27 protein-coding genes and 3 pseudogenes are annotated in these 23,388 nt (G+C 52.0%); 18 read left to right on the top strand and 12 right to left on the bottom strand.

Features of this window, described 5'->3' with window-relative positions:
* The first annotated feature begins 48 nt into the window (after positions 1–48).
* A complete protein-coding gene (locus FY046_RS12180) occupies positions 49–525 on the top strand; it encodes a nuclear transport factor 2 family protein (RefSeq protein WP_446186086.1) in 477 nt (158 codons plus the stop codon).
* Between the two features lie 69 nt (positions 526–594).
* Here FY046_RS12180 and FY046_RS12175 read toward each other — a convergent pair.
* Positions 595–714, bottom strand: a pseudogene (locus FY046_RS12175) (N-acetyltransferase family protein); the annotation flags it as partial.
* Between FY046_RS12175 and FY046_RS12170 the strand changes: the two are divergent.
* The 4 genes and pseudogenes from FY046_RS12170 to FY046_RS12155 all read left to right on the top strand — a co-directional run.
* A pseudogene (locus FY046_RS12170) lies at positions 713–988 on the top strand (LacI family transcriptional regulator); the annotation flags it as partial. The pseudogenes FY046_RS12175 and FY046_RS12170 overlap by 2 nt on opposite strands.
* Before the next feature lie 76 nt (positions 989–1,064).
* Positions 1,065–3,272 (top strand): DUF4401 domain-containing protein, encoded by a 2,208-nt coding sequence (locus FY046_RS12165; protein WP_446186085.1) that lies wholly within the window; start codon positions 1,065–1,067, stop codon positions 3,270–3,272.
* The gene (locus FY046_RS12160; protein WP_159336642.1) at positions 3,265–3,795 is read left to right on the top strand and encodes a GDYXXLXY domain-containing protein; all 531 of its coding nucleotides are present in this window, start codon (positions 3,265–3,267) and stop codon (positions 3,793–3,795) included. Before FY046_RS12165 ends, FY046_RS12160 begins: the two co-directional genes overlap by 8 nt.
* 78 nt (positions 3,796–3,873) lie before the next feature.
* Complete coding sequence (locus FY046_RS12155; protein ID WP_446186084.1) at positions 3,874–4,380, top strand: hypothetical protein; 507 nt, start codon at positions 3,874–3,876, stop codon at positions 4,378–4,380.
* Positions 4,381–4,565: 185 nt separating this feature from the next.
* Here FY046_RS12155 and FY046_RS12150 read toward each other — a convergent pair whose 3' ends face one another.
* On the bottom strand, positions 4,566–5,774 hold the full coding sequence (locus FY046_RS12150) for an MFS transporter (RefSeq protein ID WP_167864921.1): 1,209 nt from the start codon (positions 5,772–5,774) through the stop codon (positions 4,566–4,568).
* Between the two features lie 103 nt (positions 5,775–5,877).
* On the opposite strand from FY046_RS12150, the gene FY046_RS12145 reads away from it, so the two are divergent.
* Positions 5,878–6,786, top strand: coding sequence for a LysR family transcriptional regulator (locus FY046_RS12145; protein WP_133842027.1), 909 nt, complete (start codon positions 5,878–5,880; stop codon positions 6,784–6,786).
* A gap of 75 nt (positions 6,787–6,861) precedes the next feature.
* Here the strand turns inward: FY046_RS12145 and FY046_RS12140 are convergent.
* Positions 6,862–6,993 (bottom strand): annotated as a pseudogene (locus FY046_RS12140) (pyridoxamine 5'-phosphate oxidase family protein); the annotation flags it as partial.
* A gap of 279 nt (positions 6,994–7,272) precedes the next feature.
* Entirely contained in the window at positions 7,273–7,875 is a 603-nt protein-coding gene (locus FY046_RS12135) for a LysE family translocator (RefSeq protein ID WP_446186083.1), read from the bottom strand.
* Positions 7,876–8,275: 400 nt separating this feature from the next.
* On the opposite strand from FY046_RS12135, the gene FY046_RS12130 reads away from it, so the two are divergent.
* Positions 8,276–8,668 carry a SecDF P1 head subdomain-containing protein gene (locus FY046_RS12130; protein WP_167864920.1) on the top strand — a complete coding sequence of 131 codons (393 nt, stop codon included), beginning with the start codon at positions 8,276–8,278 and terminating at the stop codon, positions 8,666–8,668.
* Here FY046_RS12130 and FY046_RS12125 read toward each other — a convergent pair.
* Positions 8,652–9,044 carry a winged helix-turn-helix transcriptional regulator gene (locus FY046_RS12125; protein ID WP_159336638.1) on the bottom strand — a complete coding sequence of 131 codons (393 nt, stop codon included), beginning with the start codon at positions 9,042–9,044 and terminating at the stop codon, positions 8,652–8,654. The genes FY046_RS12130 and FY046_RS12125 overlap by 17 nt on opposite strands.
* A gap of 111 nt (positions 9,045–9,155) precedes the next feature.
* Between FY046_RS12125 and namA the strand changes: the two genes are divergently transcribed.
* The 4 genes from namA to FY046_RS12105 all read left to right on the top strand — a co-directional run bounded on the left by namA (position 9,156) and on the right by FY046_RS12105 (position 12,570).
* Positions 9,156–10,232: an NADPH dehydrogenase NamA gene (gene namA, locus FY046_RS12120; RefSeq protein ID WP_159336637.1), complete on the top strand. Its 1,077-nt coding sequence runs from the start codon at positions 9,156–9,158 to the stop codon at positions 10,230–10,232.
* An 86-nt stretch (positions 10,233–10,318) separates the two neighbouring features.
* Positions 10,319–10,702: a nuclear transport factor 2 family protein gene (locus FY046_RS12115; protein WP_159336636.1), complete on the top strand. Its 384-nt coding sequence runs from the start codon at positions 10,319–10,321 to the stop codon at positions 10,700–10,702.
* A gap of 175 nt (positions 10,703–10,877) precedes the next feature.
* Entirely contained in the window at positions 10,878–11,897 is a 1,020-nt protein-coding gene (locus FY046_RS12110) for an alpha/beta hydrolase (protein WP_159336635.1), read from the top strand.
* A gap of 106 nt (positions 11,898–12,003) precedes the next feature.
* The gene (locus FY046_RS12105; protein ID WP_446186082.1) at positions 12,004–12,570 is read left to right on the top strand and encodes a nuclear transport factor 2 family protein; all 567 of its coding nucleotides are present in this window, start codon (positions 12,004–12,006) and stop codon (positions 12,568–12,570) included.
* Between the two features lie 103 nt (positions 12,571–12,673).
* On the opposite strand, the gene FY046_RS12100 is transcribed toward FY046_RS12105, so the two are convergent.
* From FY046_RS12100 to FY046_RS12080, 5 genes are all read right to left on the bottom strand, one after another.
* A complete protein-coding gene (locus FY046_RS12100; protein ID WP_159336634.1) occupies positions 12,674–13,282 on the bottom strand; it encodes a flavin reductase family protein in 609 nt (202 codons plus the stop codon).
* A 22-nt stretch (positions 13,283–13,304) separates the two neighbouring features.
* On the bottom strand, positions 13,305–13,745 hold the full coding sequence (locus tag FY046_RS12095; RefSeq protein WP_133842023.1) for an SRPBCC family protein: 441 nt from the start codon (positions 13,743–13,745) through the stop codon (positions 13,305–13,307).
* 22 nt (positions 13,746–13,767) lie between these two features.
* Positions 13,768–14,127 carry a hypothetical protein gene (locus FY046_RS12090; protein WP_446186081.1) on the bottom strand — a complete coding sequence of 120 codons (360 nt, stop codon included), beginning with the start codon at positions 14,125–14,127 and terminating at the stop codon, positions 13,768–13,770.
* A gap of 28 nt (positions 14,128–14,155) precedes the next feature.
* Positions 14,156–14,542 (bottom strand): nuclear transport factor 2 family protein, encoded by a 387-nt coding sequence (locus tag FY046_RS12085; protein WP_133842021.1) that lies wholly within the window; start codon positions 14,540–14,542, stop codon positions 14,156–14,158.
* A 70-nt stretch (positions 14,543–14,612) separates the two neighbouring features.
* Positions 14,613–14,996 carry a nuclear transport factor 2 family protein gene (locus FY046_RS12080; protein ID WP_133842020.1) on the bottom strand — a complete coding sequence of 128 codons (384 nt, stop codon included), beginning with the start codon at positions 14,994–14,996 and terminating at the stop codon, positions 14,613–14,615.
* A 204-nt stretch (positions 14,997–15,200) separates the two neighbouring features.
* On the opposite strand from FY046_RS12080, the gene FY046_RS12075 reads away from it, so the two are divergent.
* The 4 genes from FY046_RS12075 (at position 15,201) to FY046_RS12060 (ending at position 18,247) form a co-directional block, all read left to right on the top strand.
* Positions 15,201–15,830, top strand: coding sequence for a TetR/AcrR family transcriptional regulator (locus tag FY046_RS12075; protein ID WP_446186080.1), 630 nt, complete (start codon positions 15,201–15,203; stop codon positions 15,828–15,830).
* Positions 15,831–15,897: 67 nt separating this feature from the next.
* Positions 15,898–16,479 (top strand): TetR/AcrR family transcriptional regulator, encoded by a 582-nt coding sequence (locus FY046_RS12070; protein ID WP_200641946.1) that lies wholly within the window; start codon positions 15,898–15,900, stop codon positions 16,477–16,479.
* 54 nt (positions 16,480–16,533) lie between these two features.
* Positions 16,534–17,637: an alkene reductase gene (locus FY046_RS12065; RefSeq protein WP_446186079.1), complete on the top strand. Its 1,104-nt coding sequence runs from the start codon at positions 16,534–16,536 to the stop codon at positions 17,635–17,637.
* Positions 17,638–17,875: 238 nt separating this feature from the next.
* Positions 17,876–18,247, top strand: coding sequence for a nuclear transport factor 2 family protein (locus FY046_RS12060; RefSeq protein WP_446186078.1), 372 nt, complete (start codon positions 17,876–17,878; stop codon positions 18,245–18,247).
* A 76-nt stretch (positions 18,248–18,323) separates the two neighbouring features.
* Here the strand turns inward: FY046_RS12060 and FY046_RS12055 are convergent, their stop codons facing one another.
* Positions 18,324–18,911, bottom strand: a complete 588-nt coding sequence (locus FY046_RS12055; protein ID WP_421506044.1) for a TetR/AcrR family transcriptional regulator — start codon at positions 18,909–18,911, stop codon at positions 18,324–18,326.
* A gap of 135 nt (positions 18,912–19,046) precedes the next feature.
* Between FY046_RS12055 and FY046_RS12050 the strand changes: the two genes are divergently transcribed.
* Together FY046_RS12050 and FY046_RS12045 are read left to right on the top strand one after the other, a co-directional pair.
* On the top strand, positions 19,047–20,243 hold the full coding sequence (locus FY046_RS12050; protein ID WP_446186077.1) for an MFS transporter: 1,197 nt from the start codon (positions 19,047–19,049) through the stop codon (positions 20,241–20,243).
* Positions 20,244–20,271: 28 nt separating this feature from the next.
* Positions 20,272–21,453, top strand: coding sequence for an MFS transporter (locus FY046_RS12045; protein WP_446186196.1), 1,182 nt, complete (start codon positions 20,272–20,274; stop codon positions 21,451–21,453).
* 25 nt (positions 21,454–21,478) lie between these two features.
* Here the strand turns inward: FY046_RS12045 and FY046_RS12040 are convergent, their stop codons facing one another.
* Positions 21,479–22,309: an MBL fold metallo-hydrolase gene (locus tag FY046_RS12040; protein WP_446186076.1), complete on the bottom strand. Its 831-nt coding sequence runs from the start codon at positions 22,307–22,309 to the stop codon at positions 21,479–21,481.
* 161 nt (positions 22,310–22,470) lie between these two features.
* Here FY046_RS12040 and FY046_RS12035 point away from each other — a divergent pair, with 161 nt between their 5' ends.
* Positions 22,471–23,385: a LysR substrate-binding domain-containing protein gene (locus FY046_RS12035; protein ID WP_446186075.1), complete on the top strand. Its 915-nt coding sequence runs from the start codon at positions 22,471–22,473 to the stop codon at positions 23,383–23,385.
* Positions 23,386–23,388 lie beyond the last annotated feature (3 nt).

The raw sequence follows: 23,388 nt of genomic DNA, 5'->3' as shown, positions 1-23,388 counted from the left end.
CATAAAACGGTTTCTACTGATCTATCCACATTTACGGGAGGCTTTATCATGTCCGATTCACACACTCGCCCGCCACTTCCTCCGTTCACTCGCGAATCCGCGACGGAGAAAGTTCGGCTCGCCGAAGATGGCTGGAACAGTCGCGATGCCGAAAAAGTATCGCTGGCGTACTCACTGGAAACCCAATGGCGTAATCGAACCGAGTTTGCAAATAATCGTGAACAAGCCAAAGCATTCCTCACTCGTAAGTGGAATAAAGAACTTGAGTATCGTCTCATTAAAGAGTTGTGGGCATTTGATAGCAACCGAATCGCTGTCCGGTACGCTTATGAATGGCGTGATGATTCAGGTAACTGGTTCCGTTCGTACGGGAATGAAAACTGGGAATTTGAAGCAGATGGTCTGATGCTCCGCCGTTTCGCCTGTATCAATGACATGCCGATTAAGGAAAGTGAACGCAAGTTCCACTGGCCTCTCGGACGTCGCCCGGATGACCATCCGGGCCTGTCGGAGCTGGGTCTCTAAATTTGTGGATTATCTCGCCAAAAGCCCACGACGACTCGCTTCGCCAGGGCTTTTTCTGACGCATGTCTTTCAGGGGGCTTCGCGCGCATCCAGACGCAATTGCAAAAAGGTCAGGTCCAGCCATCTGCCAAATTTGCTCCCGACTTCAGAGACCTGCCCTGCTTCGGCGAAGCCCAGCTTTTTGTGTATTCGCCGCCACGTATCACCGGGTCATATTCCTGTCGACCTGGTCAGCATCGATCTTCCGGCCCATACTGCGGTGCCCATGCCGGCCATTGCCTACCTTTCCCGTCATCAGCTCATATGGGTGCTCGAAGGCAGGCTGACGTTTGAAGAAGGTGCGCATACGTTTAAAATGTCCACGGGTGATTGTCTGGAGGTAGGCGATCCGGCTGATTGTGTTTTCAAAAATGAGACTGATGAGATATGCCGATATGCGGTGGTGGTGCTAAAGCCTGCCTGAACAGAACCCATTGAGCACCACAGCGGTTTAATGACACACTCATCAAATTCATACCGTAAACAGAGGCAGGGAAAGTATGAGGGAGCTTGCACCCGTTGGCATCACCGGCATGCCGTCACGCACGGCAGAGTATCTTTGCCGCCAGATCGCACGCCTGGTGAGAGGAGGAAGCCTGACCCCGGAGACCTGCCAGCGTATCTATGCTTTTTGTGGAATCAGACCGTCAGATGCTCAGTGGCGTCAGTTTCTTATTCCGGTTCTTTCCTGTCTGGGATTATTGTCGCTGGTTGCCGGAGCGGTGTTCTTTGTTGCCTGGAACTGGGCCTGGCTGCCGAAAATGGCGAAATTTGCCCTGGCCGAGCTGTTGATCGTCGCGCTGGCGGCGGTGGTCTGGTGGCGCTGGTACAGCACGCTGGCACGCAGCGCATTGCTGGCGACAGGGTTAAGCTTCGGTGCCCTGTTTGCACTGTATGGACAGATTTATCAGACCGGTGCTGACAGCTGGGAGCTATTCCGGGCCTGGTTATGCGTTCTTCTGCCGCTGGCGCTGATTGCCCGGCAAAACAGCCTGTGGTTTTGCAGCTGGCTGGTCGCTAACCTGGCGTTCCAGCTCTATTACAACACGCTGCCGACGTCACTGCTGGATCTCGCCGTGTCTGACAGTTTCACCAGGCTCCCGTCGGTTATGCTCCACGGGTATCTGGCGGTGCTGGCAGCCTGCCTGATTGTCAGGGAAGCGCTGGCCTGGCGGGCGATAACGCATCACCCCGAGAGCTGGCTGGCAAGCCGCTGGTTCTCGCGAGTCATGGCGGGATTTTTACTGCTGCTGCTGACCGGCATCGTGGCCGGGAACCTCTCTGACTGGGGCGGCGATATTCCCCTTCCTTATATCACGGGCGGCTGGGTGATCGCCCTGCTGGCAGGTTATTACCTGTACCGTTACCGCTATCAGGATCTCTGCATACTGACGCTGGGCATCGCCAGCCTGACCGTTGTTGGCTGTGCGCTAATCATGCAGTTATTTCTTTCAGCCTACGATACGGGTGATCTGTTTTTGACCGGCGCCCTGATGGCATTCTGGATGGGGGTAAATGGTTCGATCCTGCTGAAGTGGCAACGCAAACTGGTTGATAAAGGGCCGATCGATCGGGTTCCGGCCAGGCTGACCTTACTGACAGACACGTTGCGTCAGCAGGGTTTGCTGAGCGCCTCGCAGGTTGAAGAAATTCAGCAACACGGTCACGCGTCCGACCTGCCCTGGTATCTGAGGCTGGCGCTAAGCGTCGGAGGCTGGGTCGCAGCGGTCATCATTCTGTTACTGATGATACTGATGCTCTATGTCGCTGATCTGCTCGAAGACCCGAATGCTGCCACCCTTATTATTCCTTCGCTGCTGCTCGCCGCCATTGCGCATGTCCTGTTAAGCAGTCAGCGTGACGGTCATCATCACCTCGGACTGGCATGGGCGATTGCGGCAACGTGCGGGCTGATATCCGGCGTTCTGCTGCAAATTCAGAGCAATGATGTCAGCTTTATTATGCTGAGTTCACTCACTGCATTGCCGATCCTGGCCGCGATGGCGGTGGCTATGCCCAACCGCACTTATCGGTTTATGGCCATCACTGCCCTGACCTTTTTTCTGGTGCTGGCGGGCCATTCTCTGGCCCGGCTTTACCTGTCCCCGACGGGGGGACACCTTGCTGTGTCCGTACTGGTGGCGGCGGTCGTATTTTTGTGGCTGTGGACTGTCAGTCATCAGTTGAGGTTACAGGCAGGAACGTATGCTGAGGCGTTACATCCGCTGCTGTATGGCATCCCGGGGGGGCTGATATTGCTGAGTTTCCTCGGGATAAACGCGGCCTATCTCACGGATTTCTTCTGGGAAGAATTGCAATTTTCCACGCTTCAGTCTGCAACAGGCACAGGGATCGCGGCAGGTTTAGTGTTGAGTGCGCTCTTTCAGAAAAAAAGCAGCCGGCTGCTATTTTCGATCATCACACTGCCCGCTGCGCTTATCTGCGGGGCTGCCGCCCTCTATGCACCGGGTATTGGGCTGGGACTGTGGTTAATTCTGATGGCGCGTTATCAGGGAAGTCTGGGGTTACTGGTGGTAAGTGGCGGTTTCATGGTGCTGTATGTTATTGGCTGGTATTACTTCCTGGAGGTCATTCTGCTGCAGAAATCCCTGCTGCTGCTGGTCAGCGGTCTGGTTTTACTGGGGCTGGCGTGGGGAGTCAAAAAAGTATTACCCGCACAGATCGGAGGTGCAAGTGAGAATGCATAAACAGAGCCGATGGCTGGTTGGCGCTCTGGTAGCGCTGGCGCTGGTGGCCGTCAATGTCAGCATCTGGCAAAAAGAGCAGTTGCTGAAGCAAGGCGTGATCATGATTTTACCCCTTGCCCCGGTTGACCCGCGCTCCCTGATGCAGGGTGATTACATGGCGCTCAATTATGCCCTTACCCGCCCTCTGGAGCTGACGTTATATCAACAGGCTGAGTCCTGCGGTGCGACCCTGTCAGCGCCATGCCTGCCGACCAGCGGAACCCTGATTGTTGACCTTGATGCTCAGCGTCATGCGACTCAGGCCCGCTTTGATCAGGGTGAGCCTTTGCAGCCGAATCAGCTTCGGGTGAAATACCATCAGCATGACGGCTCGCTGACCGTCGGCACCAATGCCTGGTTCTTTCAGGAAGGCCATGGCGAGCGTTTTGCGCAGGCACGTTACGGAGCATTCCGGGTGGGGAGTGATGGTACGGCACTCCTGACGGATCTGCTTGATGAGCAGGGTAAGGCGATTCAGCCTTAACGATGCGAGACGCTCACTGGCCTGCCCACAAAAAAACTGACGGCCGCCTTAATATCCTTCGACTATGCAGAGGATGTCGTGCCTGAAGCCTGTTTTTTGATCAAACCTCGCGCCGAAAAATTCAAGCGGGTACGCCGCATGAAATATAGCCACTCAGACGTAGAGAAAATTATGCCGAAAATTATTGACGACAACTGGGTTAGGGAATCTACGATATCAGCAATATTTAGTAGTATAGTGGGTTCATTGCTGGTTTTAATCTATCTTTCCTGGGGAAATAGCAGCACATCCGCATCGGGTCTCATTTTAACTTATTTGTTCATCGTCATGACAAGTATTATTGGGACCACGATAGGTTCATTAATAATCGGCATGCCATTAGCCATGATTGCAAAGCGATTTTATCCTGATGCTTCCTTAAAGGGGAGCTTTTTTATCGTGTTCTCTACCCTCTTCATGTGGCTGGTTGTACTGGCATGGCCAGTTACCCGGATATTTGAAACGCCTTATTCGGATGTTTTGCTTTTAAGCCCCTATGCTTTCTGTTCAGCTGCCGCATTGACTTATCTGATTTACTGGAATTGATACGCATGGCATAAATCAGGTTCGAGGTACAAGGACCGTTAAAGAAATAGGCTAGTAGCGTCGTTTTTCCTCCAGATAAAAATAAATAGTTACCGGATGTTTACAAGGCACTTTTACTGTCCATTTTTCGCTCAACGCTGCCCTTTGTCATCACGGGCAGCTCAGTGCCAGGAGCGGAAGTTATGCTAATCAGTGATGAGATGATCTGGCCGGATATTACGTTTAGCCAGTTTCTTTTGCAGAATGATCACGATGATTGGGAACCCTGATGCGGAAATTGCACATACCGCCAACAACGTATTCAGATTTTGGGGTGCCATGCCGTAATCGGGTAATAGAAAAGCAGACAGGAAAAATGCGACGGTGGTAATCAGATACATTATCGATGTTTGTAATGAAGAAAATCCAGCGCGTTGCCTGTCATCAGGATACTGAATAGACACTGCCGAAGATGAAACCAGACGGCTGTATGATGCACCGAGAAATAAAGTAATAAACAACGCCGCATGCTGATAGCCCATGAATGGTAATAACAGACTCAATATAAAGACTATCGTTGACCCTGTTGCCAGAATCAAAGCAGAAAAACGCAAGGTTAACACGCCTGTCATTTTTGTGGACAAGTAACCTGTAACCCCCCCGCCGAAGAACAACCAGGGCAAAAGGTCTTGCGAAGCGCCCAACTGCTGTGTCAGTAAGGGCACCATAACAGGAATAACCAGCATTGGACTAAACTGCACAAGCGCATTACTGGAGGCGAACAGCAAAGTATCCACATCGATAGGTTGCGCGTGGAGCCTGTCTAAAGAGACGGGTTCGTGGGGGATGATGGATACAATCAATGGCAACGCCAACAAACACAGAATGCTTATTAACCACAAAGCGACATGCCAACCATAATGCGTACACAAGAATAATATAGTGGGCATTCCTACAATGCTTACCATCGAAAATGACGCAATTACCGTCGCCAACATTTTCCCGCGCACGTTAGTCGGCGCGTTATTTATCAAGATACTGATACCCACCCCCATTGTCGTACCGCCAACCAATCCTGCACAGAATCGTAGCGTAAGCAGAAGACTAAAACTGGAGGTAAATGTCGCAAAAAGCGTCAGTAGGCCTAAGAGTGCCATATTGGCGATTAAAAAATGTTTCTTATTGAAACGATCAATCCAGTAAAAGGCGATTACTCCCGAAATGACAGCACCCGATGTGTACATACCGGATACATAGCCGGAGAATGATACGGGAACGGCGAAATCTGCCGCCATAAAAGCAAAAACAGGATTGAACATCATATATTCCAGCGCATTCGTGAACTGGATAAAAGCCATTACAAAGGCTATCCGCATAAGGGCTTTATGATTAAACATCTGTGTGACCAGTGGCATAGCAAGCAACCTGTAGTTGAAAGATATCCGAGTTTAACTGCTATCATTGTTGTTCATTAGATGGTAAAAATGGCATTGATTGTTATCATATGTGGGATAGTTAATGCGTTCAGCTCTTGATTTTAATACCCTGAAAGTGTTCATTGCTGTGGTTGAAAGAGAAAGTTTTGTTGGGGCAGCGAAAGTCCTTGAAATGCCGACATCAAATGTGAGTCGTTGTATTTCTCAGTTAGAAGAAAAACTGAATCTTCAGCTCATTGAACGCAGTACCCGACATATGAAACTCACCCAGGCGGGGCACTTACTCTATATCCGGGCAAAACCATTACTGGAGGCCCTGGAGCAAACTGAGACAGAATTAACCTTGAGGCAGATGCAATTCAAGGGTCCACTACGTCTCTGTATCCCCAATGAAGTCGGTCCTGCATTACTGGGTTCTGTTATTGCCGATTTTGCCTGCCAGTATCCGGACCTGGAGATCAGCTGCGTCACAAATTTGTCAGGTTTCGAATCCCTGCGAGATGATCTGGATTTAGCGATCATTATTACCCGTGGTCAGATGGATGACAGTGACTACATAGCCCGTCATCTGGTGACTATCCCTTGCACCATTGTCGCAGCCCCCTCCGTCATTCAGCGTTATGGCACCCCTACCCAGATCCAGCAATTTGAAGAATTACCCTGTATTACAACAGTAAGTGCACTGAAGGGTGCACCCTGGCAGTTTGTCAATAAAAAGGGGGGATTCGAGACAATCAAGGTTAAAGCGCATTATCGGGTAAACAGTGGAGAGATGGCAGGACGAGCGGCGGTATCAGGTGTCGGTTTTGCCATTCTATCGAAACAAGCCTGCCAGCCCTACATTAACGATGGACGGTTAATTGAGATTGCGTGTGAACAATCGGCAGCCCCATTGCAATTGTTTGCACTTTATTCAGATCGACGTTACTTGCCCGCTAAAACACGAGCGCTCATTGATTACATGCATCAGAAATTGAGTGATATATCATGACCAGTTCATTATTTAACAGTCCCGGTGCGATTGCACTCATGCAGTTTGATGATGGCAGAGCTATCGAGTTCAGAATGAGCGGTAGATAAAGGGTCGGTAGGCAGGATGAATATGGTCTGTCACCTTCGTTAAAGAAGATTTTGCGACCGCACCGTAAAGTTTCTCAAGCTCATGACTGTCCGTAATTCGCATGTTTTCATCAACCATCTCATTCACCTCCGCTGTTTTCTGCTAAAAGCAGAACTTGTACTCTCAAAGGACTCGTGGCCGGGCATTATGAACGCTTGTTATGTTTACTTTTGACTGTAGTGTAGATATCAGGCCGGGCAATCGCCCACGCGTAGTTTTTCTGATCGCGCTGACTGATATGAAGAGTGAACCGTTAGCGCTCAGGCATAACTTCCGCTCCTCGCTCTCCGCTGCCCTTCAAGCCTTACCCTCGGCATCCAGGTGACAGGAGCGGCCGTTGTCGCTATAAGTGATGAATTACGGGATCAGGCTGTGCAGAGAAAAAACAATAAGCAACATTCCGCCGGCAATGTTGACGTATTTTTTGAGCATTGTTGGGTTGGCTTTTTTAACTGAAAAGATCAGTGTTTGACTGACGGCGTAAAGCCAAATGCACATAACCACGACATGTACTGACGCCAGTGTCAGATAGTTGCAAACGCCTCCCTGTATCCCTGCGAACTGCGAAACGACAGTCAGATAGAAAATAATGGCTTTAGGATTCAAAACATTGGCTATCCAGGCCTCTCTTAACGTCACAGAATGCTTTGCATCAGCAAACCCTCCTGGATTTGCCCTTATGCCGTTGCGAATGAGCATCACCCCTAACCAAAGCAGATAGGCGGTACCAAAAACGTTCAACACAGCAAAAGTTTCTGGAGACGAGATGAGCACAGCGGTTATCCCAAGGCCTATTAGAACTGCATGGGTGTAAATGCCCAAAGCCGTTCCGACAAGAGTCCTGAACAATCCTCTTTGACCACCTGCCAGAGCACCACTCATAACAAGAGTGAAGCTTGCTCCGGGGGACAGTGCAACAGGGAGTAACGCTGGCATAAAGCCAAGAAAGTTTATATCCATAGATTTTTGTTGGTCATTGACGCTCTACTGTATTGCCCGTCAAGGCGCTTTGGAGATGTTATATTTCAACCTATCCTTGGCGTATTGGGTGCTCAGTTGGCACTGCTCTGTGCCAAAGCATGATCTTGCGGCCTGCGATAGCGGCCAGACGGCAAATGTTTAACGCCCTTCAATAGCCCTTCTTCAGATATCACCACGGCTAACCTCGACATCTTATCCTACTCTAAGTAGCAACCAGAACCTTTGCTTCTCGCTCACAGCGGACCTTAATGTTTCCGAGACCGTTCACCGTGCCAGGAGCGGATGTTGCTTACATTGCGATAGGCTAATTTATGGGAAGCAGACAGGCTGTGTTTCATAAGGATTCATGTATAATCCTTACCAAAACAAGGAGATGAGAATGTATATCAAATCTGGGGCGTTGTTAATCGTAGCACTCATCCCATTGACATCGGTTGCAGCAAAAGGAGATTTTGATTTTTCGGTCTCAGGGGAAAATACTTCCTTCGACTCTGGATGTGTAGAGTCCATTCAATATGTTGAGACGGATGAAGTGGATAATGAGAATATAATCATGAAATTCACCGATGAATGTGGGAAGAAATTATCAACCCTGACCCGACAGAACATCGGCAAGCAGATGACCATCGCCTATAACGGTAACAAACTTACATCCGCTGTGATTGCCTCGCGCCTGAGCACTAGTTTCAGAATCTCTGCAAAGGAAATACCAAGGGTTCTGTTGATGAAAATATTTAATGATTATGAAACAGTTATTATTCGCCCAGAATAACTTTTAGCTCATCCATATCTTCTTGCACTGCGGTTTTAAGACCGCGTCTCTCGAGCCACTTTCTGCCCCAGATACTTAAATCCATGACGATCTTGTTGAGCTCACGACCTTCCTCACTCAACGAATACTCTACTTTAGGCGGAACAACAGGATAAACCTTTCGCAGGATCAGACCATCCTCCTCAAGCTCGCGTAACTGCTTCGTCAGTAGCCGCTGATTGATAGTGGTCATAGATCGCTGAAGCTCACTGAAACGCTGTGTACCGTCCTTAAAGAGATGATAGAGGATCACCCCTTTCCACTTTCCCCCCATGATGTGAAGAGCCGCTTCCATCGAACATCCCGGTGCGCAGTTATAATTACGTAATTTTGTCATAATTTTCACGGTTACCTTTTGGTAAGTAGGTGCTTTTTTTTAGCGTATTTACTAAAGATGACCGCATGGTACTTTGAGCGGGTCAAATATAAAACACTTTCTGGAGAAGAAATGTCAGCTTTACTTTTTGAGCCCATTACCATTAATGGCGTTGAATTCCGTAACCGTATAGCCATGTCCCCGATGTGCATGCACTCTGCTTCTGAGGACGGCCATGTTAACGATTTCCACGTTATTCATTACGGCTCGCGGGCCTTGGGCGGCGTGGGATTGATCATGCTGGAAACCGCCTCCGTATTGCCAAATGGCCCGATTGGCCCGGGCGACATTGGTATTTGGGACGACAGCCACGTTGAAGGGCTGTCTCGCGTAACCGACGCTATTCATCGTTTTGGTGGGAAAGCCGGCGCGCAAATCGGTCATGCTGGTCGTCAACTGGGTATTGACCTGCCGTCAATCGCGCCTTCATCGATTCCTTTCACGCCGCAGTCCCGCGTACCGCAGTCCATGAGCATTGAGCAGATCAAAGAGGTTGTAGAAGCTTTCCGCCAGAGTACGCGTCGTGCACGTGAAGCCGGTTTCGACGTTATCGAGATTCACGGTGCGCATGGTTATTTGCTGAATCAGTTCCTGTCTCCGCTGGCTAACAACCGTACCGACGAGTACGGAGGAAGCCACGAAAACCGCTACCGCATTATGCGTGAAGTTATCGATGCGGTACGCAGTGAGTGGAAAGGCCCGCTGTTCCTGCGTATTTCCACGACTGATTATGTGGAAGGTGGTAACCGTCCAGAAGACTTCCTGATATATGGGAAATGGATGAAAGAGCAAGGTATTGATTTACTCGACTGCTCAAGCGGTGGGATCGCCATGGTGCCGGTAACTACCTATCCCGGTTATCAGGTACCGGCTGCTGAGTTGCTGCGCCGCGAGTTGGATATCAAAACCGGTGCAGTCGGTCTGATCGAAACAGGTCGTCAGGGTGAAGAGATTTTGCAGAACGGTCGCGCCGATATCATTCTGGTGGGTCGCGATATGCTCAAAGATCCGTTCTGGGCACGTACAGCTGCGGATAATCTGAATGTCGAACTTCCGGTTCCGGCGCAGTACACGCGTTATGGTTCAGGCTGGCAACGTTCTCAGCCACGTCAGCCAGCAGCTGAACTAGAGAGCACTGTAGAGCGTTAAGTGGAAAGCCTTCGAAGCCCAGGTGCGTCATTTGCAAAATGGCACTGATATTGCTGCGACTCGAATTAACAACCAGGAGTAATGACATGAACAAGCCGACTTACGTGCACGAATACCAAGCCATCAACGAGGTGCTGAACCAGTACATTGAGGGCTGCAAACAGGCCAAAAGCAGCATTATGAAGCCAGCATTCAGTAAGCAAGCCACGATGTTCAGCGTCGATGACGATGGTCAGCTCGCTGGCGGCGCGATTCCAATCCTGTTTGATGGAATCGACAACGGTTTTACCCCCTCTCCAGACGCCCAGGCCGCGATCACCCGCATCGAGATCGTTGGTTCGGCGGCTAGCGCCCGTATCGACGCCAACGACATGTCTGGCATCTCGTTCACCGACTTCTTCCATCTGCTGAAAGTCGATGGCGAGTGGACCGTTGTCAGCAAAATATTCCACACCCACGTTGCACCTTGAATGCTCACGGCAGATGACGCTTCCAGTCCTGTCTGTCGTGTTTTTGCAGTCGAGCGGCGCTGTAACTGTGAATCCTGTATATCGCAATGAAGTCGCTGTCTTCGATCGCCTGACTGAAGGCGCACCAAAGTAATCAAACAAGTCGTTCTTTAATTACACATACCAAGGCAACATCATGAAAACTGTCACCTCTGCTTTCGCCCTTTCCATCGTGGCTTTGTCGCCTGGAATCGCTTCTGCAGTAGATCGGCCCGGCGTAGAACATAACGTAGCAAAATTCTTGAAATCCCTTGAAGGCGGTCAGACGCTCGACAACATGACACCGACCGAAGCCCGTAGTGCGCTGTTGGCTGCCCAGACCGCCCCCAACGTGGCCTTGCCTGCTGCTGATGTCAGCGAGAAGACGATTCGTTTCAATGACAGCGATCTAAAACTGACCATCGTGCGCCCTACAGGCAGCCAACAGAAGACCCTTCCCGCGTTCATGTACTTTCACGGCGGTGGCTGGGTGCTGGGGGACTTCCCGACCCATGAACGGCTAGTACGTGACCTGGTGGAAGGCTCTGGTACTGTGGCTGTTTTCGTCAACTACAGCCTGTCGCCTGAGATGGGATACGGCGTCGCCATTGAGCAAGCCTATGCCGCGACACAATGGGTGGCCCAGCATGGCAGGGAGATTAACGTAGACGGCAGTCGACTCGCAGTGGCTGGCAATAGCGCTGGCGGCAACCTGGCCGCCGCGGTTGCCTTGATGGCGAACGAGAAGGGTTCACCTGCACTGCGTGCGCAAGTTTTACTGTGTCCGGTGACGGATGCAAATTTCGATACGCCGTCGTATAAGAAGTTTGCCAACGGATACTTCCTGACGAAGGACTTGATGGTCTGGTTCTGGGACAATTACACAACCGACGCCAGGGCACGCAAGCAGATTTACGCTTCGCCGCTGCAGGCGACGGCCGGGCAATTGGAGGGCTTGCCTCCTACGCTGATCCAGACTGCCGAATTTGATGTACTGCGTGACGAAGCCGAAGCTTACGGTCGTAAGCTCGACGCCGCGGGTGTGCAAGTGAAAACAGTGCGCTACAACGGCATGATTCATGATTTTGGTTTGTCGAATGCGTTCAGCCACCTTCCGGCGCCCCGCACTGCAATCGCGCAGGCATCTCAGGAACTCAAGAATAACCTCAGCAAGTAATTTTAAATCCCAGGAACCCGTCGGCCCAGGCAATGCTGCGGCATTCATAACTGTAAATAGACCACTCAATTCATTACGAGACTAGAGCGGCAGAAAGGTTATTGGGATGTCTGATGCTTTTTTACAACTGACTATTAATCAGTATGTGCCACCCTTCGTTAGGAGCAACCAATTGAAAACAACCATTCTTAAATCGTTATTTTTCGTCGCAATGGTTACGGGCTTAAGCGCGACAGCTCAAGCAGAACAACAACTACTGCGCGACCAACACGTTATCAGTGATCAAACCCTGAGCGGGCCTGCATATGTACAAGAATATAAGGCCATAACCGAAGTGCTAAACAAATACATAGAGGGCTGCAAGCAGGCCAAGAGCAGCATCATGAAGCCAGCATTCAGCAAGAATGCGACTATGTTCAGCGTTGGCGACGATGGCAAGTTGGTAGGTGGGCCGATTCAAGGCCTGTTCAATGGGATCGACAAGGATTTCAGACCCTCTCTAGACGCCCAGGCCGCGATCACCCGCATCGAGATCGTTGGTTCGGCGGCTAGCGCCCGTATCGACGCCAACGACATGTCTGGCATCTCGTTCACCGACTTCTTCCATCTGCTAAAGGTCGAAGGCAAATGGACTGTGGTCAGCAAGATTTTTTACACACACCCAAATCAGTAAATGGAAGATGACGTAAAGCGCATTTGAAAAAACGTATTCTTTGGCCAGGCATGAACCGCGTGGCCAGAAGAGAGGTAAGTTGTGACGGACATCACATGCATTTTCAGCCCTGCGGAGCACCCGGCGTGTCTGAAGGGACATCCGACACCTCAAGCACCTCGCCGGTGGTGTAGAAATGTCCGCCGGCAATATAGTGCAGGCTTCGCCAGTCTGAAGACGCGTGTTCAAACTGCCAGTGTCCGTCCCTGAAAATGCGCGTGTCAGCCCACGCTGCCTTGATCTCGCCAATAAACAAATCATAGGCCTGCTGGTTATGCTCTTCGGGGATAAGCTCGCAGTAAAGCCAGGCGGCACATCCAGAAACCAGTGGTGCATCTACGTCAGGAAGGTGAAAAAGCGTCGCGCCTGAACGGGCCAGTTTGTCCTTATCGCTGAAGAAGGATTGTGAGCCCAGATGATGTACCAGCGGAGCCTGTGATGCGATCGGTACCTGAATCATAAAGTGCCCGCTCTGCTCAATCAGCGCGCGGGTGAAGGTCGCCTTATCAAGGACAACGGTCAATCGCGCTGGCCCATAATCCAGCGCACAAACCCATGACGCAGCCATGACGTTTTCCGTTCCGTCATGCTGCGCCGAAACCAGCGTTGTCGGGCCATGATTAATCAGACGATATGCCTTTGCCAGTTCAACAGGCTGGATGTAATCGTTCATTTTCAGACGGTCTCCTCAGGATTCACTGTTGCTGTAGATAATCGGCCAGGCTGTTATGCCCTGACATGATGAGATGCATAACGACGTCTTCCATCTTTTGCGTTTCATCGCGCGAGCGGGCTTCAAAACTGGCCTGCCACACAATGACCGTTTCCTCTTTTCCCGTCAGCGGAATCAGGCTCACCGAAGCGACATAATTGTCCACTGCCAGCGGTGACTCAATAAACCTGTATGAAAAAGCCTGGCTGCCTTCATCAAGCATAAGCAGCTGTTCACGCAGTACAGCGCCATTGTCCAGCACCAGACGGCGCTTACAGCCCGGAAGGCCGTCTGGCTGGTTTTCTTCAATCTCACTGCTGCGAATGGCCGGATGCCATTCACTGATGCGGCCGAACTGGCTGAGCGTTTGCCATACGCGGTGAGTATCTGCCTTTACAATGGCGTTAAATTTTACAACTGACATCACTGTTTCCTTATCAATAAATTCAGCGTTTACCCGTCATTTCAATCGGGCGAACATCCTTTCTTGCACCACCAATAACACCGGGCCGGACGAGAGTAAGAGAAGTAAACTGCTCGTGCACCAGCGCCTCCTCGAGCCCGCCTTTTACCCGGTTATAGAAAAAACGGGAGGACGGATCGGCACCGGTTGCGGACGTCAGTGCAAACACGGTCGCGCCGTGCGTTCTGGCAAGCCTGGAAAACATCAGCGGGTAGTCATAATCGACCTGGCGAAATGCCTCGCGGCTGCCCGATTGTTTGATGGTGGTACCGAGCGCACAGATAACGGCGTCCACATGCCACAACGGGTCATCCTGGTCAGGTGCATCAAAGTCAATCAGCATAATGAGATGATGGGCCGCTCATGAGATATTAGCCTTCAAACTGATGATAGACTTTGGCGATCACCTGCCAGCGTCCATCAATCTTGATCAGGGTCAGATAGTCGTTGTAATCCGCCCCAATGGCATCCTGTTCCATATCGACCCGCACAACGGCGGTGGTCGGCGTGATAGCAAGTACATCGAGCCGGGTCACGATATCCGGCGCGCTGCCGTTCTGGCGGACAAAATCGTACAGATTTTCTACCGGGCCGCCCAGCAGCCTGCCGTTGGTAAAACCATACATCACGGCGTCTTTATGGAAGGCTTCAGCCACCGTTTCAGCGTTACCGACCCGCAGCCCTTCAACATATTTGCCTGCAGTTTCAGTGACGGCCTTATAATCTGCGGTGGGCACTGCTTTGATATTTTTACTCATCTTCATTTCCTCTTTTACCAGCCCGCAGATATTGCTTGCGGGCTGCATCAGTGAGCTGACCAAATGGATATCAGGGTGCGACGTGGGTGTGGTAAATCTTGCTGACCACGGTCCAGCTGCCGTTCACCTTCAGAAGATTGAAAAAGTCGGTGAAGCGAAAGCCTGAAATGTCATCGGTATCAATGCGTGCGCTGGCTGCGGTTCCGACGATATCCACGCGTACGATAGCGGCCTTCGCCTCAGGAGAAGGACGGAAATCGCGGTCAATAACGTCGAACAACCCCTGGATGGGGCCGCCGGTGAGGTTACCGTCGCCGTCAGTGCCAAAAATGGTGGCCTGTTCACTAAAAGCGGGCTTCATGATCTCGCTCTTAGCCTGTTTACCGCCTTCGTTGTACTGATTAAGTACAGCCACAATGGCGTTGTAATCCTGCACGTAAGTTATTTCGCTCATTTTCTTTCTCCGTAGTGATAAACCGGGTATCCGTTCAGATACCCGTCTTTTGCCTGATGCATCGCTGCAGCAGATAAAGGAGCACCAGACCCAGCACGGTGACGTTCACGTGCTGGCCCTATTTTTGTAGTGCTCACTAAGTAATGTTATTATTGTATAGTGATCACTATGTAAAGTGTCAAGCGATAGATTGAGAACCCAGAAATGAAAACGCCAGGTGTCAACACAGCCAGCGAAAAGCCCAGGGGCAGACCGAGAAGTTTTGATCGTGATAAAGCCCTGCTCCGCGCACTGGATATCTTCTGGCGAAAAGGATTTGAGCCAGCATCGGTCGCCGAGCTATGCGAAGCGATGGAGATCAATCCGCCCAGCCTCTACTCCGCCTTCGGTAACAAAGCGAAACTGTTTATGGAAGCCGTGAGCTATTACGAAAAGGTTTACTGGAAAGCGACCTGGGAACGGCTTGAAGAGGTAGAGAATATTCACCAGGCCATTGATAATTTCTTCAGTGAATCGGCCGATATTCTGCTGTCACCCTCCGCGCCGTGTGGTTGCATGGTGGTGCTTGCGGCCATCAATGTTTCGCAGGAGTCCGCCGATGTTGTTAAGGCGGTCAGCGTGCTCAGGCAGGAAGGCAAAGATCTCTTCGAGAAGCGACTCACCAGGGCCGTACGGGAAAAGCAGCTGCCGGCAGACACCAATACCGCCGCGCTGGCAACCGTTCTCAACACCTTGCTGGAAGGGATGTCGATTGAAGCTAAAGACGGCGCGACGCTGCGGAGCCTCAAAACAACCGGACAGTATGCTACCGGGCTGCTGCCAGCGAACAAATGATGATCGCACAAAATGTTACACACAAAACTAGACGACTGGTCAGTTTTTAATTTACAGTAACCGGACTATGAAAAAACACGCGACTAACGTGCGTCAGCACATCATCGATGTGGCCAGAACGCTGATCACTCACAAAGGCTACAGCGCCGTCGGCCTGGCTGAAATTGTCAAAGCCGCCGGGATCCCTAAAGGATCGTTTTATTACTACTTCCAGTCCAAGGAAGAGTTTGCTCAGGCGTTGTTAGAGCACTATTTCAGCAACTACCTTATTCAGGTGGATGAACAACTGCGCGGTGCCCAACCCGCGCGCGAGCGGCTGCTGCGTTATTTTTCCTTCTGGAAAACGACACAGGGTGCCGACTTGCCGGAAAGTAAGTGCCTTGTCGTTAAGCTTGGCGCGGAAGTGTGCGACCAATATGACAGCATGCGAAGTGTACTGGCGACAGGAACCCTCGACATCGTGGCGAGAATTTCGGCATGCATTCTTCAGGGCCAGCAGGATGGCTCATTATCTGGTGATGATGATGCAGAAGATCTCGCTGAAGAGCTCTACCAGCTCTGGCTGGGTGCTTCACTAATGGCAAAAATTCACGACCCGGATACGTCATTCGACAAAGCAATGAATGCGACAAAGCGGCTGCTCAGATAGCCGCATTTTTTTTCACCAATTAACTAGACGACTGGTCAACTATTTGGAGTATCTATGACTGATAACACCACCCGTACCGATTTATTTTCACCCGTTGCCATGGGGAAACTTCAGCTGTCGAATCGTATTGTCATGGCGCCGGTAACCCGCAGCCGTTATGGCGAGGAAGGTGTTCCTGACGAACTGCATGCAACTTACTACGCGCAGCGTGCCAGCGCTGGCCTGATTATTTCAGAAGCGACTAACATCTCCGCTCAGGGCCGTGGCTATGCGGCTACGCCTGGGATCTGGAGTGAAGAACAGGTTGCAGGCTGGAAGAAAGTCACCGATGCCGTTCATGCTGAAGGCGGAAAAATTGTCTGCCAGCTCTGGCACGTGGGCCGTTTCTCCAGCGTTGAGCTACAGCCTGATGGGGAACGTCCGGTGGCCCCTTCGGCCATCAAAGCTGAAGGCCAGACCTACACCGTTAACGGCTTTGTTCCGGTTTCCACGCCGCGCGCGCTCGAAACAGACGAAATTCCCGGCATTATCGAGCAGTACAAGCATGCGGCAGAAAACGCCCTGCGCGCCGGGTTTGACGGTGTTGAAGTGCACTCTGCCAATAGTTACCTGCTCGATCAGTTCCTGCGCGATTCCACTAACCACCGTACCGATGCCTGGGGCGGCTCAATTGAAAACCGTGCCCGTCTGACGCTGGAAGTGACGAAAGCTATCGTCAACATCTGGGGCAATGAACGCGTTGGCATCCGCCTGTCACCGGTGACCCCTGATGCGGGTAACACGCCGCCAGACAGTAACGTGATGGCGATGTATGGCTATCTGATCCAACAGCTGAATCGCTTTAATCTGGCGTATCTGCACTTTGTTGAGGGGGCAACGGCAACCTCGCGTGAAGTTCCTGCTGATGTGGATATGGATGCGCTGAGCGCCCAGTTCGACGGCCCGTTCATCGGTAACAACAACTATGACCTGGAGATGGCCATCAGTCGTCGTCATGCCGGGATCATTGATGCCGTCGCCTTCGGCCGCCTGTTTATTTCCAACCCGGACCTGGTGAAGCGCCTGCGTTATGGTGCCGAACTGACCATCGCGCCGAAAGAAGCCTATTACGGCGGTGGCGCGAAGGGCTACACCGACTGGCCAGAAGCGAATCATTGATAAACATTGATGGCGGGTATTCGTCCCGCCCCAGAACGTCATCGTCAATGATCTTATCGTTTCGCCAGCTAAGCAAAAATGGTAAAGGTGGTATTAAGAAAAGTTCCTGATTTTCTCGATGCCCTACAGTGGCGCTACAGCGATATTCCTGAACCCTGTGCGCCATGCTTGCTTAGTGCCAGGAGCGGAAATCCTGACGCAGAACTATCATGGTCATTAAAGTGACCGTCACCATTTAATGAGGATGAATGCCATGCTCCTGGAAAAGCTGAAAGCGCTCGAATGCTCTCTTCAAGGGCCTAAACGGAATGACCGGGAATGGCTTGAACAGATACTTCATCACGAATTCACTGAAATCACACGATCAGGTATGTTGATTGATCGTGCGCAGACAATCGAATCTCTTGTGGGAGAAGTCTGTGCACTTACTATTTTCAGCAGCGACTTCCGGCTTATCCGAGTAAGCGATGATGCCGCGATATTACACTACAGAACGATTAATGCTGATGGCAGTCGCCCCGCGTTGCGTTCTTCTTGCTGGGAATGCTCTCATCGCGGGCAATGGACACTGGTTTTCCATCAAGGAACACCCGAGGCCGTTAGCGAGTAGATGTGAATGACGGTACGTCGCCCAATACGGAAAGTTTTCCTGTAGCCTCCCCCTACCCGCTAATACCAGCATGCTCTCAGCCCGCCCGTCGCAATCCACGAAGTAGCAGGTTCAGCGCGGTAATGCCTTGTGTCAGCCGCGTATTGCTCTCATCACCCTCGGCAATCCAGAATGCCGCTTCTGCCAGGCTACCGTAAATCAGCGAAGCCAGTCCCTCAGGATCGACGTCGTCTACGACACCTTGCTGAATCAGATTGCGAATCAGGCCGCGCATGGATTCCACGCAATGACGCTGCGATTCAGGTGAAGAACCGCCCAGCACCGCTTTAGCATCTCGCAGCACAATACGCTGAAATTCAGGTTCCAGCGCCATCTCAAGGTAAGCCCGACAGCGATTGCAAAAGCCCTCCCACGGATCATTTGCATGAGTGGAAATCGCGTGCAGACGCTGATCCATCTCGTCATCAATCTGCTCCACCACTGCCACCAGCAATCCTTTCTTGTCACCAAAGTGATGATAAAGCGCGCCACGGGTCAACCCTGCCTGCGCAGTCAGATCATCCATTGAGGTATCAGCGTAGCCATATTCACAAAAGACCTTACGGGCAGTGGCTAACAATGTGGCTCTGGTCTCTTCCATCTCGGCACGGGTGCGGCGAACCATAATTTTCTCCCTTACATACGACATGAATGATTATTTACAAACACTCCGTATGAATATAGGATTGGATTCATACGCGTTGTATGTATTGTCGCTGTGTCACCTCGTTGTGGCAAGCAAATGCTACCGGAGATGATGATGGCTAATCTGTATCGAGACCTTTTTACTGCACCTGGCACGGCACATTTTGCCGTTGCAGGCCTGTTAGCGCGCATCCCGTTGCCGATGGCCGGCATCGGAATTATCACGCTATTTTCGCAGCAATACGGAGGCTATGCGCTGGCGGGAGCCATTTCCGCGACCTTTGTTCTGACCTACGCCCTGCTGTCACCGCAGATCTCCCGATATGTGGATCGCTATGGGCAGCACCGCGTTTTGCCTGCGGCTACGGCGATCAGTGTCACGGGTTTTGTTATCCTCATCGTCTGTTCCTTTTGGAGTGTTGCCAGCTGGGCTCTGTTTTTTGGTGCATTTCTGGCGGGGTTTATGCCCAGCATGTCGGCCATGGTACGGGCACGCTGGACGGCACTTTACCGGGGCCAGCCGCGTTTGCAGACTGCCTATTCGCTTGAAACGGTGCTCGATGAGCTGACGTTTATTGTTGGCCCGCCCCTCTCGATTGGCCTTTCCATCGCGCTGTTTCCCCAGGCGGGTCTGCTGCTCACGGCACTTTTGCTGTTTTCAGGCGTGTTTGCACTGGTGATACAGCGCGGAACGGAACCTCCGGTCATGGCCGTCTCCTGCAGCAAGACTGGCTCAGGTTCGGTCATCCGGATAACCAGCGTGCGGCTATTGGCGCTGCTGATGGTAGCGATGGGCGTTATCGTCGGCACGATTGATATCGTGAGTGTCGCCTGGGCCGAAGCGCTGGGGCACCCGGCGGCGGCCAGCCTGGTGTTATCAGCCTATGCCGTGGGTTCGTGTGTATCCGGATTGCTGTATGGCTCACTCAAGCTGAAAACCCCACTCCATCGGCTGTTGTGGCTGGGCGGGCTGGCCACTGCCACAACCACTGTCCCTCTGATACTGGTCACCCATCTTACCGCGCTGGCGGCCGCCGTCCTGGTGGCGGGCCTCTTTTTCGCCCCAACCCTGATCGTGGCCATGTCGCTCGTTGAACGTCAGGTTTCTGAAAGTCAGTTAACAGAAGGCATGACCTGGCTGCTGGCCGGGCTGAATGTGGGCGTTGCACTGGGCGCCGCCCTCGCGGGTCAGGTGGTTGATAGCAATGGGTCACCCGCTGGATTCTACGTCGCCTTAGGTGCCGGAGTCCTGGTACTGCTCATGGCACTGTTAAGTCATTTAACCCTGCACAAGCAGGATAATCGCGCCTGAGTTCGGTGCATTCTTTAGGATCTGAATGATGAATATATTTTCTTCCATGGACTCTGTTCGCCACACCTGGACGGCAGTTATCGCGGTCGGTCTGGCGACGTTCTCTGTTGTCACAACAGAAATGCTGCCGGTGGGCTTGCTGACGTCCATCGCCGGCACACTCAGCATTACGACAGGAAGCGCAGGTCTGATGATTTCCCTGCCAGCACTGCTGGCCGCTCTGTTCGCGCCATTCGTCGTCATCGCATCGGGTGGAATAGATCGCCGATGGATACTGTGTGGCCTGCTGGCATTGCTGGTTGTGGCAAACCTTGCCTCCGCGCTGGCCCCTGACCTGATCGTCATGCTCGCAGCCCGGATGCTGGTTGGCTTCTGCATGGGGGGAATATGGGCAATCGCCGGCGGGCTTGCCTCGCGTCTGGTCCCGGAGAAGGCGATTGGCCTGGCCACCTCCATTATCTTCGGCGGTGTTGCTGCTGCATCAGTATTGGGCGTGCCCCTGGGGGCATTTATTGGCGATATCATCGGCTGGCGCTGGGCATTTGGCATCATGGCCATTTTCAGCGCACTGGTGCTGGCATTCCATCTTGCGGTCATTCCGTCGTTGCCCGTTACGGGTTCGGCTAACCTTAGCCATTTCATCGCCCTGCTTGGCAACCGCAAAATACAAACCGGTCTGTTCCTGACGTTATTACTCGTAACAAGCCATTTCGTGGCCTTTACCTTTGTACGCCCACTACTGATCTCAGTGTCAGGATTTGATACCCAGTGGATAGGTGCCATCTTGTTGGCCTACGGTATCGCCGGTATTGGCGGTAATTTTCTGGCAGGTATCACCGCAGCGCGCTATACGGCATTCACCCTGACTGCGATTGCGACAGGGCTGGTGTTAACGCCGTTACTGTTCATTGTCGCCGGGCAATCGGTCACAGGGGGTAGCAGTGTCCTCATCTTCTGGGGGCTGGCTTACGGTGGGCTTTCGGTGGGACTAATGACCTGGATGATGAAAGCCGCACCCCGTGCCGTGGAGATCGCCGCTGCGCTTTATGTCGGGGTTTTCAATACAGGAATTGCGCTGGGGTCGTGGAGCGGGGGCCAGATCGTCGACAGGTTGGCCCTGACAGATACACTCTGGCTGGCCTGTGGCTTAGCGACTGTCGCCTTAATTTTGGCAGTCGCTGCTGGCATGAATAGAGGGGAGACACGATGAGAGTGACCCCCCATTCATTTTCCGGTCAGGCAATACGGTATCCCTCACCCGCCTTAAACACCCTGGCAAATCCCGTACTGTCTAAGTGCATTCCGGCGATAAGCAGATTTTCTCTTACCGCCTGAGCCATGATTTTTTCCCGTGTTTCTCTGGCCTGAAGGGGGTCACAGTCAAAGACAATTGAAACGTCGGGGCGTGCTGACTGGATATGGGGGAAATGGACGATGTCTCCCCAAATCAATAAGCATTCATCGCCTGAAGTGATGCGAAAACCCGTATGCCCTGGCGTGTGACCCGGCAACCATTCCGGAAGAATGCCCTCAGCCACCTCGCCCTTACCAATCAGGCGCACTTTACGGGCATAGGCGTCTAACGTTCGGCGGGCCAGATCAAAATTGCGCTGCCCACGTTCATTCGCCATTTTTCGTTTTTCATCATCCTGCCAGTATCTCGCTTCAAGCGGATGGAGATGAAGTTCTGCCTGATTAAATACCGGTTGCCCTTCAGCATCCAACAGACCCCCAATATGGTCAGGATGACCGTGCGTCAGTAATACGGTATCCACGTCATCGGGGCTGACGCCAGCAGTAGCAAGCGTCTCTTTAAGCTGCCCGCCGACGTTGTTCAGACCTCCCGCACCAGCATCGACCAGGAGGGTCCGCCCCGTGCCCTGAATAAGGTACCCGTTGATATGGATATTGCCGGGTTCAGCGATCCGGGCGTTATGCTGAATAGCCGCCGCTTCTGCGGTCTCAATACCTGACAGTAACTCCAGGCTCGCTGACATCGTGCCATCGCTGAGGGCTGTCACCCAAAAATCCCCAATCTGACGGCCTGGTAATGACGGATTGCTCATAGTGACCTCGGCATGAATAAATAACAGGTGCTCATTAGCCTGCTTAGTGACTTTTACTCATCCTACAAGCCGCCAGTTCGGTAATAAATCGATATTTACTCAACCATTAGTGACATTATATCACTGACAGTTCATCACCCTTTTTGGAGAAGGTCATATTCATGCGCAGAAAAATTCCCAGCAGTGCTTCACTTCAGGCATTTGAGGCCGCCGCCAGGCACGGTAATTTTGCGCGGGCCGCAGAGGAATTGTCATTAACGGAAGGCGCCATCAGCCGTCAGATTGCCCGCCTGGAGTCTCTGCTCGATTGCAGACTGTTTGACCGTACGGGAACCCGGGTAAAGCTCAATCCAGTGGGGGCTCGCTATGCCCATCACGTGCGGCAAATACTGGAACGGCTCGAACGCGATACTCAGTACGTTATGGGAATGCCCGAAGGCAGCAGAACGCTGGAAATTGCCGTCCTGCCGACGTTTTGCAGTCGCTGGCTTATCCCCCGCCTCAGTGGCTTCCAGTCTTTATACCCGGACATCACCTTGAATATCGCGGCCAGAACCGATCCCTTCATTCTCACCGGGAGTGGCTTTGACGCAGCCATTCATTTTGAGCATCCGGCATGGGCAGGCATGCGTATGAACGTTCTCTTTGAGGAGAAACTGGTGCCGGCGTGCCATCCCGACCTGTTAACAGACGAGGATATCTTTAGTCAGTTGAATACTCTGCCCCGGATTCACCGACGGCAGAATCCGGAAGCGTGGCCTCATTATGCCGGGCAAAGCGGGATCGTCCTTGATAACCCGGCTCAGGGTGTCCGCTATGACCTTCATGAAATGGCGATAGCGGCTGTATTAGCAGGACAAGGGGTCGCCATGGTGCCTCGCATCTACATCGAAAAAGAGCTTAACAGCGGGTCGCTTGTTGCGCCCTGGCCGCAATCAGAACAACTGAGAAAGACATTTTGTTTAGTCAAATCGGTTGAAACCGCAGTCAATGAATCTGCATTGCACGATTTTGAGCACTGGTTGCAGGCAGAATCATTGCTGATGACACAGGGACAGGCATGTCAGGGAATGTGATGG

This window comes from Erwinia sp. 1181_3 (assembly GCF_052824965.1).
The sequence above is the reverse complement of the archived record's forward strand: the minus strand, read 5'-3'. Positions and strand labels throughout refer to the sequence as shown.

Excerpts from the sequence above, each read along its gene's own strand:
- FY046_RS12180 (WP_446186086.1), top strand. The coding sequence starts at position 49 with ATGTCCGATTCACACACTCGCCCGCCACTTCCTCCGTTCACTCGCGAA.
- FY046_RS12165 (WP_446186085.1), top strand. The coding sequence starts at position 1,065 with ATGAGGGAGCTTGCACCCGTTGGCATCACCGGCATGCCGTCACGCACG.
- FY046_RS12160 (WP_159336642.1), top strand. The coding sequence starts at position 3,265 with ATGCATAAACAGAGCCGATGGCTGGTTGGCGCTCTGGTAGCGCTGGCG.
- FY046_RS12150 (WP_167864921.1), bottom strand. The coding sequence starts at position 5,774 with ATGCCACTGGTCACACAGATGTTTAATCATAAAGCCCTTATGCGGATA.
- FY046_RS12145 (WP_133842027.1), top strand. The coding sequence starts at position 5,878 with ATGCGTTCAGCTCTTGATTTTAATACCCTGAAAGTGTTCATTGCTGTG.
- FY046_RS12135 (WP_446186083.1), bottom strand. The coding sequence starts at position 7,875 with ATGGATATAAACTTTCTTGGCTTTATGCCAGCGTTACTCCCTGTTGCA.
- FY046_RS12130 (WP_167864920.1), top strand. The coding sequence starts at position 8,276 with ATGTATATCAAATCTGGGGCGTTGTTAATCGTAGCACTCATCCCATTG.
- FY046_RS12125 (WP_159336638.1), bottom strand. The coding sequence starts at position 9,044 with ATGACAAAATTACGTAATTATAACTGCGCACCGGGATGTTCGATGGAA.
- namA (WP_159336637.1), top strand. The coding sequence starts at position 9,156 with ATGTCAGCTTTACTTTTTGAGCCCATTACCATTAATGGCGTTGAATTC.
- FY046_RS12115 (WP_159336636.1), top strand. The coding sequence starts at position 10,319 with ATGAACAAGCCGACTTACGTGCACGAATACCAAGCCATCAACGAGGTG.
- FY046_RS12110 (WP_159336635.1), top strand. The coding sequence starts at position 10,878 with ATGAAAACTGTCACCTCTGCTTTCGCCCTTTCCATCGTGGCTTTGTCG.
- FY046_RS12105 (WP_446186082.1), top strand. The coding sequence starts at position 12,004 with ATGTCTGATGCTTTTTTACAACTGACTATTAATCAGTATGTGCCACCC.
- FY046_RS12100 (WP_159336634.1), bottom strand. The coding sequence starts at position 13,282 with ATGAACGATTACATCCAGCCTGTTGAACTGGCAAAGGCATATCGTCTG.
- FY046_RS12095 (WP_133842023.1), bottom strand. The coding sequence starts at position 13,745 with ATGTCAGTTGTAAAATTTAACGCCATTGTAAAGGCAGATACTCACCGC.
- FY046_RS12090 (WP_446186081.1), bottom strand. The coding sequence starts at position 14,127 with ATGCTGATTGACTTTGATGCACCTGACCAGGATGACCCGTTGTGGCAT.
- FY046_RS12085 (WP_133842021.1), bottom strand. The coding sequence starts at position 14,542 with ATGAGTAAAAATATCAAAGCAGTGCCCACCGCAGATTATAAGGCCGTC.
- FY046_RS12080 (WP_133842020.1), bottom strand. The coding sequence starts at position 14,996 with ATGAGCGAAATAACTTACGTGCAGGATTACAACGCCATTGTGGCTGTA.
- FY046_RS12075 (WP_446186080.1), top strand. The coding sequence starts at position 15,201 with ATGAAAACGCCAGGTGTCAACACAGCCAGCGAAAAGCCCAGGGGCAGA.
- FY046_RS12070 (WP_200641946.1), top strand. The coding sequence starts at position 15,898 with ATGAAAAAACACGCGACTAACGTGCGTCAGCACATCATCGATGTGGCC.
- FY046_RS12065 (WP_446186079.1), top strand. The coding sequence starts at position 16,534 with ATGACTGATAACACCACCCGTACCGATTTATTTTCACCCGTTGCCATG.
- FY046_RS12060 (WP_446186078.1), top strand. The coding sequence starts at position 17,876 with ATGAGGATGAATGCCATGCTCCTGGAAAAGCTGAAAGCGCTCGAATGC.
- FY046_RS12055 (WP_421506044.1), bottom strand. The coding sequence starts at position 18,911 with ATGGTTCGCCGCACCCGTGCCGAGATGGAAGAGACCAGAGCCACATTG.
- FY046_RS12050 (WP_446186077.1), top strand. The coding sequence starts at position 19,047 with ATGGCTAATCTGTATCGAGACCTTTTTACTGCACCTGGCACGGCACAT.
- FY046_RS12045 (WP_446186196.1), top strand. The coding sequence starts at position 20,272 with ATGAATATATTTTCTTCCATGGACTCTGTTCGCCACACCTGGACGGCA.
- FY046_RS12040 (WP_446186076.1), bottom strand. The coding sequence starts at position 22,309 with ATGAGCAATCCGTCATTACCAGGCCGTCAGATTGGGGATTTTTGGGTG.
- FY046_RS12035 (WP_446186075.1), top strand. The coding sequence starts at position 22,471 with ATGCGCAGAAAAATTCCCAGCAGTGCTTCACTTCAGGCATTTGAGGCC.